The organism is Vibrio sp. 1641, from assembly GCF_033339995.1.
Classification (GTDB): Bacteria; Pseudomonadota; Gammaproteobacteria; order Enterobacterales; family Vibrionaceae; genus Vibrio; species Vibrio alginolyticus.
The window spans coordinates 335,392-347,340 of sequence record NZ_JAWOVP010000002.1 but is presented as its reverse complement, the minus strand read 5'-3'; the positions used below and the strand labels follow the sequence as shown (position 1 = coordinate 347,340).

The window sequence follows — 11,949 nt, the reverse complement described above, 5'->3', positions numbered from 1 at the left end:
TTATGAAAATACTTAAAGCGTTTTGGAAGAGACTGTCGAGCCCGAGTAAAGCTGCCGCTGGTGTGGTTTTATTTTTAGGCTTCGCTGGTGGCCTTCTATTTTGGGGCGCATTCAACACAGGTATGGAAGCAACCAACACAGAAGAATTCTGTTCTGGCTGTCACGCGCCGATCGTTGCTGAAATTCAAGAAACAATTCACTACTCCAACCGCTCTGGTGTTCGTGCGATTTGTTCAGACTGTCACGTTCCTCATGAATGGACGGATAAGATCGTTCGTAAAGTACAGGCATCTAAAGAGCTATTTGCACACTTCGTAACGAAGACGATCGATACGCCAGAGAAGTTCCAAGAGCGTCGTGGACACCTCGCAGAGCGAGAGTGGGCACGTATGAAGAAGAATGACTCTCTTGAATGTCGTAACTGTCATGAGTTTGATTTCATGGATTACTCTCAGCAAGGATCACGTGCGGCAGAACAACACTCCACCGCTCTAGCTTCAGGCGAGAAAACATGTGTAGACTGTCACAAAGGTATTGCGCACAAACTACCAGACATGAGCGGCGTTGAAGGCTGGCACTAAGGAGACTTACCATGAGTACATTAGAATCTGTAATTTGGCATATCCTTGGCTACAGTGCTATGCCAGTGATTATTCTTTCCGGCTTTGTGGCGGTAGCAGCAATCTCTCTCTGGCTGCTGTCATTTGGTAAGGATAAAGAGGTGTAACGTAACGCATCTCTACTCGTCAACTAGCCTATTTGTTGACACTGAGCGCCGAGCAAATGCTCGGCGCTTTTTATTTATTAATCAATGGTACTTGCCAACAATAAACAAGCAATCATACATAAAAAAAGCGACCATAAAGGCCGCTAAGATTTACTGCTATAGGGAGTCGTTTAAGATTCTTTTACTGGCAGAACCTGTTTGACGTATTGTCCTGGCGCCTCATCAATAACCGGATGGTTTTCTGAGCCAATAGGGAAAGGCTCAACTTGCTCTTTAGGGTTGAATTGGAGTAACCACTCGTTCCAGTGTGTCCACCACGATCCCTCTTTGTGTTCCGCGTTATTCAACCACTCATCAGCAGAGTCATCCAAATTATCGTTCAACCAATAACCATACTTATTTTTAGCTGGAGGGTTCACGATGCCCGCAATATGACCAGACTCACCGAGGACAAACGTTTTGTTACCACCCGTGTTCAGCGCACCACGGTAAGTTCCCTGCCATAACGCAATGTGGTCTTCTTTCGTTGACACAAAATAGCTAGGAATTTTGATCTTATTTAGATCAATCCATACTCCACCAATTTTGACGCCTTTATCTTGCACCAGCTTGTTCTCTAAATAGAGCTCGCGAAGCAAGAAATTGTGAGATGCAGCGCTGACGTTGGTGCTGTCACTATTCCAGTACAACAAGTCAAAATCAACCGGACTGTTACCCTTCAAGTAATTGTCGACGTAGTAGTTCCAGTACAAGCTGTTTTCACGCAGTAAACTAAACGTCACGCTTAAGGAACGGCCGTCCATATACCCTTTTGCGTTATTTTGCGCTTCAATTGCACTAACAATGGTGTCATTGATATACGCGCCGACTTCACCTGGTTGAGAGAAGTCGAGCAACGTAGTGAAGAAAGTGGCAGACTTAATGCGCTTCTTCATACGTTTTGCAGCGTAGTAGGCAACCGTGCTTGCTAAAACAGTACCACCGATACAATAACCAGCAGCATTGATTTGCTCTTGTCCTGTTATATCTTCAATTGCAGCGACGGCTTTCACTACGCCTTCTGTCACGTAGTCACCAAACTCTATGTGCGCTTGTGCCTTGCCTGGATTGCGCCAAGACATCATAAATACACTATGCCCCTGCTCTAACAACCATCGAACCATTGAGTTCTTTGCTGTTAAATCAAGGATGTAGTATTTATTGATGAAAGGTGGGACGATGAGCAGCGGCGTCGCATTCACTTTCTCTGTTAGAGGTCGATATTGAATCAACTCAAACAATTCGTTTTGAAAAACCACATTGCCCTGTGTCGTCGCAACGTCATCGCCCACGCGGAATGCATTGTTATTCGTCATACGAATTTTTAAAATGTCTGCGCTCGACTCAACGTCTTCTTTCAACTGCTCTAAGCCTGCCAGTAAGTTTTGACCGTTTTGCTCAAGTGTCAGCTTCAAAAGCTCTGGGTTAGTGGCGATGAAGTTGGAAGGAGAAAGGGCGTTAATGGCTTGGCGAGAGAAAAAAATAATACGTTCTTTCGTCTTTTCATCTAAGCCTTCCAAAGACTCGATGGTGTCCAGATAGGTCTTACTAAATAAAAGGTAGGATTGTTTGATGAAGCTATACATGGCTTCATTTTGCCACGCTTCGTTTGAGAAACGCTTATCCCCTTTTTCAGCTTCGACGATTTGTGCTTGGTTCCCTGCCAATGCAACATTCTGCCAAATTTGCAGCTGCTGTTCCCACCACTGTGCTTGCAGCTTTAAAATCGCAGCAGGCTGATTCGCAGCTTGTTCGAACAGTTTGGCAGTATCCTCAAAGTTCACTTCTTGCATGGCCTTGTTTAAAGGAGAGTTCACGACTGCCTTGTTCACTTCGAAATCATGCCACCACTGATGATTGGTTTCCTGAAGCTTCACAAGATAGTCCGAAAAGAAGTGTTGAAACATAGTCTTACTCCTATATTCGGAAAAAACAACGCCGCCCAAATCTAGGGGCGGCGAGAATCGGACAAATTACGCTGGAGTAACAGTCTTTAGATTTTCCGAAGTCATTTTCTCAACGTCTTCTTTGAACTCTTTTGCAATCGCTTGAAGCTTGTTGCTGTCATCCATCATTTGTTGAGAAAGTTTAGTAAGTACGCTTAGTTGCTGACTGTTGAAAGCAGTCAATGACGTTACGTCTTTGATTTCTGTCGCTGCTTTCATCTGGTTTAGACCCACTTCACTGTATGTGCGAATGGCGTTCAATTGAAGCTCGGTCAACACTTCTACGTTTTTTGTCACTAGCTTGTTGAACTTCAAGTAAGGTTCTAGATTTTTTTCAGTTTGATCGCTAAATGTTTTGAAGAAATCTGTGTACATGGTTTGTCTCCTAGAGAAAGAATTAAAAATGTCCGTTTAAATAATTACTTAACTGTCTTTACAACCACAGCCGTGCCCATGCCGCCGCCCACACAAAGTGAAGCAACGCCATATTGACCATTTTGCTTATGAAGCTCGTGAACCAGCGTGACTAAGATTCGGTTGCCAGAAGCACCAAGCGGGTGTCCTAGCGCGATAGCACCACCGTTAAAGTTCGCTTTGTCTTGAATCGCGTTAACTGGAACTTGGTTTGTTTCCGCCAACTGATGAATCACGCCAAGTGCTTGCGCTGCAAATGCTTCGTTTAACTCGTAAACGTCGATGTCGTGTACACTGAGTTCCGCTTTTGCGAGTGCTTTATTGACCGACTCAACAGGACCTAGGCCCATGATCTTCGGATCAAGACCCGATTGCGCGTAGCTTACGATCTCAGCAAGCGGCGTTAATCCATGCGCTTTAACTGCGCTTTCAGACGCCACGATAATCGCACTCGCGCCATCGTTAATACCTGATGCATTACCCGCAGTCACAGTGCCTTCGCGGTCAAAAGCAGGACGTAGCTTGCTTAAGGCTTCCATTGTCGCGTTCGCTTTTGGGTATTCATCCGTATCAAACATCACGGTTTCACGGCGTTGCTTTACTTCCACTGGCACAATTTCGTCTTGAAATTTGCCAGCTTCGATAGCGGCTACCGCTTTCTGTTGGCTAGACAGCGCGTATTCGTCTTGCTGCTGGCGAGTTAAGCCGATTTGTTTTGCTACGTTTTCTGCCGTCACACCCATGTGATATTGGTTGTAAACATCGGTTAAACCGTCCGCTACGAGCAGATCTTTTAGCTCCAGATTGCCCATTTTGTTGCCATCACGAATGCTGCTTGGTGCGGCAAACGGAATCTGAGACATGACTTCAACACCCGCTGCAACAACGATCTCAGCATCGCCACTACGGATATGGGACACGGCATCCATGACCGTTTTCATGCCACTACCGCAAACCATGTTTACGCCATATGCAGGAACAGATTCAGGAATCCCCGCAAACAGTGCCGCTTGGCGGCCAACACCCATTCCTTGACCTGCACCAACAACGTTGCCAACAATCACTTCGTCAACCTTGTCGCCAGGCAACTTTGCCGCTTCCAACGCGCCTTTAATCGCTACTGCTGCCAGATCGCCAGCAGAAGTATTTTTCAGGCTGCCACCAAAAGCACCAATTGGAGTACGCTTCGCCGCTACGATAAATACTTTTTCCATCATCTTCTCTCCTTAGTGCATGTATAGGCCGCCGTTCACCGACAAAGTCTCTCCGGTGATGTAGGCGCCCGCATCGCTGACCAAGAAGCTCACTGATGCTGCAATTTCTTCTGGTGTCGCAAGACGTTTCATTGGAATTTGGCTCGTGATGGATTCCAGCACTTCTGGCTTCATTTGCTCAACCATTGGCGTACCCGTGTAACCCGGAGCGATAACATTAACTGTCACACCCGAGCGAGCACCTTCGTATGCTAAGGCTTTAGAGAAACCGATCATCCCAGCTTTCGCCGCCGAGTAGTTTGCTTGACCAAACTGCCCTTTAAGACCATTGACTGAAGAGATATTGATGACACGACCACCGCCTTTTTCGCACATTGCAGCAAAGAGGGGTTGCGTAACGTTGAATAAACTATTGAGGTTGGTATTGATGACATCATTCCAAGCTTGCGCAGTCATCTTTTTAAACACGCCATCACGTGTGATTCCTGCGTTGTTGACAACAACATCAATGGTTCCTTCCTCCCCAAGCAATTGCGCCAATTTCTCTGCACACTCTGTCGTGTTTGTTACATCCAACTCAAAAAGGCGAACCTGATCTTTGGTAAACCCTTTGCTGTTGAACCACTCCAGCGCACATTCGTAGTTACCTGTGAAATATGTAGCAATTACACGGTAACCGTCATTAACTAATTGAGAGGAAATAGCAGAACCAATTCCGCCTTTTGATCCAGTGATCAAAGCGACTTTCTTCATTGAAGACTCCATTCTTAACGGCATTTAAAAAGCAAACTTAATACACTGATGAAATAGTTCACCAACTGACGTGTTTATTTATTCTTTTGACAACCAATCCCGTGCTGCCTTTATTTTAAGTTAACCTAGAAATATTACATTTCAAATAAAAAACTCACCCAATTGCATAAGATTGATTTAGATCTCATTACCCGTGAAATGTTATAAAATGGTTAATTTTACATAAGTCATTGTTTTAAATCACACTTCCACAAAAGCCACACCAACAGAAATAGAAGCATAATTATTAAATATCATGCACTTACATACAGAATGGTAGACGTTACATTATGTCATGATTTAAGATCTGAATTTTAAGCCTATATGATTACAACAAACTTGAGATTAGAATAATAATTCAATTATCAGTAAAAATAATTATCAAACATATCATTTAATTACTGCATTTAATGATAATTTAGTTATCAATTCGATTATTTTAATACAGTGATGATTAATACCGATAAAATATAATAAATTAAATATATTTAATCTAAAAATGATATAAGAGCTTGTCTCATACTGGTGCAATACGCACTATTATGACGCATAGATTAAAATATAATTTCATTTTAAATTTATATATTCGAAGAACATCAACTAGCTACTAGTGAAAGTAATCGTTCGCTTTGTAGTAGCATCCTTTTCCACTTTGCACTATCTTTGTGGCTTCTCTTTAATCACTAAATCATCAACAGATATGAATCTTGCATTGCTCAGTATGTTCATCCCTACTTTCTTTTTTGTCTCAATCACGCCTGGTATGTGCATGACTCTCGCCCTAACGTTAGGTATGAGTATCGGTTATCGTCGCACGTTATGGATGATGATAGGAGAGCTTCTCGGTGTTGCGCTGGTGTCAGTCTCTGCGGTGTTAGGCATCGCTGCGATTATGCTCAATTATCCTTGGATGTTTATCGCGTTAAAGTTCATTGGTGGCGGTTATTTACTCTATCTTGGTGTTGAAATGTGGCGATCGCGAGGGAAACTTGCGATTAATGTCGACAACTTAGAAACACCAAAGAGTGACAATATCGCACTGATCATGCAAGGCTTCGTTACCGCAATCGCAAACCCAAAAGGCTGGGCATTTATGATTTCTCTTTTACCGCCTTTTATAGACCAAAACGCAGCGCTTGCACCGCAACTGATCATACTTGTCTCCATTATTTTACTGTTTGAGTTCATTTGCATGTCTCTGTACGCTACTGGTGGTAAAGGATTGAAACACGTATTAGGTCAGTCTAAGAATGTACGTCTAATGAACCGTATCGCAGGCACTTTAATGATGGGAGTTGGTGTCTGGTTGCTACTAAGCTAAGGCAAACTGGAAACAATGAAAAATATTCTGAATAAAATCGCTAAAGTCATGGGTGAAGTATTGGACTTTCAAGCCCGAGTTTGGGTTGTGAACGTCTATACCGGTGAGCATAAAGGCGAGTCTTATGTCGTTAATGAAGATGCTTTCTCTGTACCTCTTCAGTGGATGAAGAAGAAAGGCTACCAAGAGTCAATGTTGAATAAAGTCGAAGCAATGAAGCGCTCACAAGTCTTAGAGTTCGATTTGGGACTTGTGAAACATCGCTTGATGCGCGTGAAATAAGCACAAAAAAGCGCCACTCAAGATGAGTGGCGCAAGCACTTTTACCTTAAAAATAATGCTACGGCGCAGCGTCGATCTCAACTGGAAGATAATGTTTCGGCTCCAGTTTCAACCACTCAGGCAGCACAGTACCAATCGAAATCGAAGACCATGTACCCGACAGAACGCCAATAAACATGGCGGTTGAGAAACCAGCCAAAGGCGCTCCTCCCATAATCCATAATGCACCAACAGTGATCAATGTCGTACCAGATGTCACCATAGTGCGTGAAAACGTCGCGATAACAGCTTGGTCATTGATGTCTTCTGTTTTCCAACTCTGCTTCGCAATCAACAGCTCACGGATTCGGTCTGCAATGATGATCGAGTCATTCAATGAGTAACCTAAAATCGCCAGCACAGCAGCAAAAACGGTTAAGTTGAACTCCATTTGAGTAATTGCAAAGAAGCCAAGCACTAAGATCACATCATGGGCCAAAGCAAACAGTGAACCACTCGCTAAACGCCACTCAAAACGGAAACACAAGTAACCGAGAATACTCAACACACAAATCAACAATGCTAAGCCACCTTGCTCAAACAAGTCTTGGCCAACTTGAGCGCCAACTATACTGTTGCTGACAACATCAACTTGGTGAGAGATTGGCTTCAACACCTCTTCTACACTTGGCAACGTTTGCCCATCTTCCGGCGCAGAGTAACGAATCACCCAACGGCCATCTTCACCAGAGCGTGTCACTGACGCAGATTCACCAAGCTTTGGTTGCAGAACGTCAAGCAGATCATGGTTAGTTAGCTGCTTATCTACCTTTACTTCTGTCACCATACCGCCAGTGAAATCCAAACCTAGGTTCAACCCTTTAAAGCCTAGAGCGACGATGGCGATCACCGTTAAAATGATGGAAACTAGCGTAGTAAAGTAGCGAATTTTACGAATATTTTGTTTTAGCATTTCGACCATGATTAAACCCTCACATCACGACGGGCATCGCGGCCCCAAATTAAATTGATCATTGCTCGAGAGGCAAATACGCCTGTAAACATACTGGTTAACAAACCTAATCCGAGTGTTAAGGCAAAGCCTTGGATTGGGCCATTACCGATGGCGTACAAAATCACGGCGGTGATCATGGTAGTAATGTTGGCATCAAGGATGGTCGAGAATGCGCTGTCAAAGCCAAGATCAATCGCTTGAGCGAAGCTGCGGCCTTCACGCATTTTGTCCTTAATACGTTCGAAAATAATAACGTTGGTGTCCACTGCCATACCGACGGTTAACACTAAACCGGCAATACCCGGAAGCGTTAGAACCGCTCCTGGCAACAAGGCGATTAAGCCAAGCAAACAAAGCATGTTGGCACAAAGCGCCACGTTTGCTACCCAACCTAAGCGGCGGTACCAAAGTGCCATAAAGGTCAGTGTTAAACCCATACCTAAAGCCAGTGCTGCAAAACCGTTTTCAATGTTTTCTGAACCCAGAGAAGCACCGATTGTTCGCTCTTCCACAATAGTAACCGGCGCAGTTAGTGAACCCGCTCGAAGTAATAGCGCTAACTGCTGTGCATCGTCCATGCTACCTGCCCCAGTAATACGGAACTGGCTACCAAGTTGAGATTGAATAGTTGCGACGCTGATAACGCGCTCACTACGCTCAGTTACACCGCGATCGTTTGTTTTGTACTCTCGGTAAACGGTCGCCATTGGCTTGCCGATGTGAGTTGCTGAGAAGTCACTCATTTTCTTACCACCAGCGTGGTCAAGAGAAATATTTACCTCTGACATGCCCATTTTGTCGACACCAGCACGAGCGTTCACGATGTGCTCGCCCGTTAGAACTGGTCGTTTTGCCAAAATCACAGTACGACCGTCATTATCTTGAAGAACAAGATCTTGGCTGCTGTGTGCTTGGCTCGCATCTTTCACTTCATAAAACGCCAAGCTTGCTGTTGCACCAATAACGTTTTTCGCTTGAGCAGGATCTTGTACACCAGGGAGCTCAATTCGAATGCTCTCTTTACCTTGGCGTTGCACTAGTGCCTCTGTGATACCAAGTTCTTCAATACGACCACGCATGATCTTCAGGTTTTGTTGAAGAGTCGACGATTGAAATTCTTGGATATTTTGTTCACTCGGTTCAAGCACAAAGCCACGAGATGAACTTTTTGAAATCCAGCCCGGGTAGTTTTGACGCAAGAACTTGTTTACTTCCGACAATGCTTGCTCGCTGTCACTGTTTACCGTAATTCGGTTGCCGCTTTCTGCTCGAACTTGCACACCACGAACACGTTGATCACGCAGATTCGCTTTGATTTCATCAATCAACGCATCACGTTGCTCTTCAAACGCTTTATTCACATCAACATTCAACAAGAACTGAACGCCACCACGAAGATCAAGACCGAGTTTAATTGGGCTAAAGCCCATCTCATTCAACCATTCTGGCGCAACCGATACGTATGAGAAAGTGATGCTGTCGTCTTTATTTAGCTCTTTGTTTAACAACGCACGAGCTTTACTTTGCGCATCTTCACCATCGAATACAATGGTTGTTTTGCCGTCTTTTTCGATGATTTTGTCGGCTGAAATATGGTTGGTTTTTAGCAGTTGATTCAGATGAACAACCGATATTTCACTGTTGTTTTGATCCGCAAACGTCAACTGGATAGAAGGCTGTTCGCCAAACCAAGTTGGTATAGCACTTAGGGTTAAAATAATGACCGTCGTGATTAATACGACATATTTCCAAGCTGAGTAGTGATTCATCAGCTTTCTGTTCTTTTGCTGCTTTGGTGTTTTTTTCATGTAAACATCATCCCTTCACAATGAAGTGAAGCTTTTAATAACAAGGCTTAACACACGACAGATGCTCCCAGAATAAATTCAGGGTATGAAATGCTCAGAACGCTCACGTCCTGTCGAATACAATCGTCGTGTTAAGAGTGCACAATGGTGCAAATAAATGGTGTTTAGGCAGAAAACTGACTATTGAGTGCGACGTACATGGCATTGGTCTCTTTCCAACCAGAAATGCGATGATCGCTTGTGAAATGATAAAATGTGGACTGGTTGTGACGCCAGTTAATGTCCATCAAGCTGTATGCGTAACCCGCATCAGCGTAAAACGGAGTAGTGAGATCGCCGACAAAATCTACGTGCTCGTCATCAAGCCCTTCCCGTAAGTAAGACGTCCAGCGCTGAGAGTTAAACAAAGCAACGGAATCGAGACTTGCATGGCCTTCAGATACTGGAGATTGAGAGCTTTCTTCTGAAACTTCAGAAAAATCGACGGAAGAGTTTGGCGATACACTTACGGCTACAAAAGGTTGTAGCTTAGAAAAGTGCGGTACGTGAGCCTTGTGGTCGATTTGCGCAGCAGATACATGCACTGGTAGCAATACCATTGCAAATAGCAGCAAAATCAACTTTCTAAGGTAAATCCAAGGCATAGGAACTCACTAAAAACACAAAGAGCCAAGTTAGGTCACTTGACTCGTTGATAGTATTCCTATTGATTATGGTTCACAACTAAAAAGTTATAAATCTCTGATTTCAGGTTTGCATCGTTATTGCATTTATCAAAACGTCTTTAGAAAACTAGTGTAATTGGTGGTGAGTTATCGATAAAAAATATCGCCCTTATCAACATCTAAGTAGATCTTGTTCTCTTGCTCCAAACCGCCACAATAGATGAAGTAAACGTTGCGCTTTTTGAACGTCACAGAACGAACCCAGCCTCCGAGCTCCTCAAAATCACTCGGATCACAGGTTTCATCGTCTAACAATTGCTGTGTTTTCTTACGGAAAATATCCAAGTGAACTTTTAAATCATCCGACTTCTGTAGGTATTCATCCAATATCTCTAAGCGCTCTTGCTCTTTAATAACTGGCTCTGCATCCGATAACCCTTCAGCATTCAACCATTCGGCTTTTTCTTCTCCACCCTCTTCATAGACAAGATAGCCGGAGATTCGGTACCACCCATCTACTTTTTCTAACACCGATACTTTTTCTCCCTTATAGAGCGTATCGACAACTAAAGCATTAGGGTTAGGCTTGTTGTAAACATTGACACGACGCTCAATAACGTAGTACTCGGTAACTTCCGGGGGAACGGCTTCTAAATCCAGAATCGGTTTGGATGTTTCTTTTTGCAGTGACGATTGCTCGACTTGTGTAGCCTTTGGTGCTTCAGGTTCATCTTTCTGCATAAAGAAGAAATAGTATCCAGCCCCCGCTCCGCCGAGCAACAGCATGACAATCAATGCGACGAGAATTTTCTTCATGCCCTTTTCCTTTTCATTCTTTATTCTTATCCCACCAGCAGCACGCATGTCGTAGAAATTTGGGTATATACTCAAAAGAGCAAGTCAACTAACGCGAGCAATAATGATCAACAGACTCAATTGGATACTACTATTTCTTCTGTTCCCGATAACGGGGCACGCCAATATTCAATGTAACCCATCGTCGTGGAATGACAATCTTACCCAATTCAATCGTTTAGAGTCCAATTACAATCAGCATGTTGAGGTATTCAATACACTTTTGACCGAACATAAACAGCGTCAGTTATTGTCCGAAACCTTTTCACTGCATGAGCTCGTGCTACTTTGGCGTGCCAAGTCGAACCAAAATGTGTTCAAAGCGCAATTAAAAGCATCGATTCAATACAAAGAAGAGCTCACAACTAAAGCGAATCAGCTGCTTAAATTGAGCACACAATCCCAATGGTCAGCAAATGGGTGGGAGATACTGGCCCAGAAGTGCCGCGAGTCAAACAAAACAGCCAATCAAATAACTGCGGAATGGTATAACACCAACGCTTTGGAACTTGCTGAAGATTACAAGCGCCTCTCTTCACAATATCAAACTCTGTCACAAGTCTATGATAAAGAAGCCCGAGCGCTTCAATACGCTCAAGATGTTTCGAAGTAAAAACAGAGCCAGTTTTGAATAGACGATGTTGGTTTTTCACTCCAATATTGGACGTTATTCGTGCTTTTTATCTTTCCTTAGTCGTGAACGATATCAAATGTAAATAATGGGATTGTTCCCTTTGACAAACTTGACTAAACCATGACCAAGACAATCAATTTATAGAGACATACGTCACATTAATGCTTTACTTATGGACATTTTTTGGTTAGTTTAGCCATTAATAAAATTTAATAAAAAGTCACATTTGGCTGGAGATGATGCTACAAACATGGTTAT

Annotated in this window: 13 protein-coding genes; 5 read left to right on the top strand and 8 right to left on the bottom strand. The window is 43.5% G+C overall.

Features of this window, described 5'->3' with window-relative positions; genetic code table 11:
• Nucleotides 1-2 precede the first annotated feature (2 nt).
• On the top strand, nucleotides 3-581 hold the full coding sequence (locus R7Z47_RS05640) for a NapC/NirT family cytochrome c (protein WP_005373542.1): 579 nt from the start codon (nucleotides 3-5) through the stop codon (nucleotides 579-581).
• A gap of 11 nt (nucleotides 582-592) precedes the next feature.
• On the top strand, nucleotides 593-727 hold the full coding sequence (locus R7Z47_RS05635) for a TIGR02808 family protein (RefSeq protein ID WP_005373546.1): 135 nt from the start codon (nucleotides 593-595) through the stop codon (nucleotides 725-727).
• A gap of 170 nt (nucleotides 728-897) precedes the next feature.
• Here R7Z47_RS05635 and phaC read toward each other — a convergent pair whose 3' ends face one another.
• The 4 genes from phaC to R7Z47_RS05615 form a co-directional block, all read right to left on the bottom strand.
• Nucleotides 898-2,673: a class I poly(R)-hydroxyalkanoic acid synthase gene (phaC, locus tag R7Z47_RS05630; protein ID WP_017819891.1), complete on the bottom strand. Its 1,776-nt coding sequence runs from the start codon at nucleotides 2,671-2,673 to the stop codon at nucleotides 898-900.
• A gap of 66 nt (nucleotides 2,674-2,739) precedes the next feature.
• A complete protein-coding gene (locus tag R7Z47_RS05625; protein WP_005373550.1) occupies nucleotides 2,740-3,087 on the bottom strand; it encodes a phasin family protein in 348 nt (115 codons plus the stop codon).
• A 44-nt stretch (nucleotides 3,088-3,131) separates the two neighbouring features.
• Nucleotides 3,132-4,340 (bottom strand): acetyl-CoA C-acetyltransferase, encoded by a 1,209-nt coding sequence (locus tag R7Z47_RS05620; RefSeq protein ID WP_170897050.1) that lies wholly within the window; start codon nucleotides 4,338-4,340, stop codon nucleotides 3,132-3,134.
• A 12-nt stretch (nucleotides 4,341-4,352) separates the two neighbouring features.
• Nucleotides 4,353-5,093: an SDR family oxidoreductase gene (locus R7Z47_RS05615; RefSeq protein ID WP_262606683.1), complete on the bottom strand. Its 741-nt coding sequence runs from the start codon at nucleotides 5,091-5,093 to the stop codon at nucleotides 4,353-4,355.
• Between the two features lie 739 nt (nucleotides 5,094-5,832).
• Between R7Z47_RS05615 and R7Z47_RS05610 the strand changes: the two genes are divergently transcribed.
• Nucleotides 5,833-6,453 (top strand): LysE family translocator, encoded by a 621-nt coding sequence (locus R7Z47_RS05610; protein ID WP_021035942.1) that lies wholly within the window; start codon nucleotides 5,833-5,835, stop codon nucleotides 6,451-6,453.
• A gap of 15 nt (nucleotides 6,454-6,468) precedes the next feature.
• Nucleotides 6,469-6,735: a hypothetical protein gene (locus tag R7Z47_RS05605; RefSeq protein ID WP_005389279.1), complete on the top strand. Its 267-nt coding sequence runs from the start codon at nucleotides 6,469-6,471 to the stop codon at nucleotides 6,733-6,735.
• A gap of 58 nt (nucleotides 6,736-6,793) precedes the next feature.
• Here R7Z47_RS05605 and secF read toward each other — a convergent pair whose 3' ends face one another.
• The 4 genes from secF to R7Z47_RS05585 form a co-directional block, all read right to left on the bottom strand.
• A complete protein-coding gene (secF, locus tag R7Z47_RS05600) occupies nucleotides 6,794-7,696 on the bottom strand; it encodes a protein translocase subunit SecF (RefSeq protein ID WP_005373567.1) in 903 nt (300 codons plus the stop codon).
• Nucleotides 7,697-7,698: 2 nt separating this feature from the next.
• Nucleotides 7,699-9,537, bottom strand: a complete 1,839-nt coding sequence (gene secD, locus R7Z47_RS05595; protein ID WP_262606684.1) for a protein translocase subunit SecD — start codon at nucleotides 9,535-9,537, stop codon at nucleotides 7,699-7,701.
• Between the two features lie 164 nt (nucleotides 9,538-9,701).
• Entirely contained in the window at nucleotides 9,702-10,181 is a 480-nt protein-coding gene (locus tag R7Z47_RS05590; RefSeq protein WP_005373572.1) for a hypothetical protein, read from the bottom strand.
• Nucleotides 10,182-10,349: 168 nt separating this feature from the next.
• Complete coding sequence (locus tag R7Z47_RS05585) at nucleotides 10,350-11,018, bottom strand: SH3 domain-containing protein (protein WP_005385650.1); 669 nt, start codon at nucleotides 11,016-11,018, stop codon at nucleotides 10,350-10,352.
• A gap of 103 nt (nucleotides 11,019-11,121) precedes the next feature.
• Here R7Z47_RS05585 and R7Z47_RS05580 point away from each other — a divergent pair, with 103 nt between their 5' ends.
• Nucleotides 11,122-11,670 carry a hypothetical protein gene (locus R7Z47_RS05580; protein WP_017635183.1) on the top strand — a complete coding sequence of 183 codons (549 nt, stop codon included), beginning with the start codon at nucleotides 11,122-11,124 and terminating at the stop codon, nucleotides 11,668-11,670.
• The last annotated feature ends 279 nt before the right edge of the window (nucleotides 11,671-11,949 follow it).

Excerpts from the sequence above, each read along its gene's own strand:
- R7Z47_RS05580 (WP_017635183.1), top strand. The coding sequence starts at position 11,122 with ATGATCAACAGACTCAATTGGATACTACTATTTCTTCTGTTCCCGATA.
- R7Z47_RS05625 (WP_005373550.1), bottom strand. The coding sequence starts at position 3,087 with ATGTACACAGATTTCTTCAAAACATTTAGCGATCAAACTGAAAAAAAT.
- R7Z47_RS05635 (WP_005373546.1), top strand. The coding sequence starts at position 593 with ATGAGTACATTAGAATCTGTAATTTGGCATATCCTTGGCTACAGTGCT.
- secF (WP_005373567.1), bottom strand. The coding sequence starts at position 7,696 with ATGGTCGAAATGCTAAAACAAAATATTCGTAAAATTCGCTACTTTACT.
- R7Z47_RS05605 (WP_005389279.1), top strand. The coding sequence starts at position 6,469 with ATGAAAAATATTCTGAATAAAATCGCTAAAGTCATGGGTGAAGTATTG.
- R7Z47_RS05585 (WP_005385650.1), bottom strand. The coding sequence starts at position 11,018 with ATGAAGAAAATTCTCGTCGCATTGATTGTCATGCTGTTGCTCGGCGGA.
- phaC (WP_017819891.1), bottom strand. The coding sequence starts at position 2,673 with ATGTTTCAACACTTCTTTTCGGACTATCTTGTGAAGCTTCAGGAAACC.
- R7Z47_RS05640 (WP_005373542.1), top strand. The coding sequence starts at position 3 with ATGAAAATACTTAAAGCGTTTTGGAAGAGACTGTCGAGCCCGAGTAAA.
- R7Z47_RS05610 (WP_021035942.1), top strand. The coding sequence starts at position 5,833 with ATGAATCTTGCATTGCTCAGTATGTTCATCCCTACTTTCTTTTTTGTC.
- R7Z47_RS05620 (WP_170897050.1), bottom strand. The coding sequence starts at position 4,340 with ATGGAAAAAGTATTTATCGTAGCGGCGAAGCGTACTCCAATTGGTGCT.
- secD (WP_262606684.1), bottom strand. The coding sequence starts at position 9,537 with ATGAAAAAAACACCAAAGCAGCAAAAGAACAGAAAGCTGATGAATCAC.
- R7Z47_RS05590 (WP_005373572.1), bottom strand. The coding sequence starts at position 10,181 with ATGCCTTGGATTTACCTTAGAAAGTTGATTTTGCTGCTATTTGCAATG.
- R7Z47_RS05615 (WP_262606683.1), bottom strand. The coding sequence starts at position 5,093 with ATGAAGAAAGTCGCTTTGATCACTGGATCAAAAGGCGGAATTGGTTCT.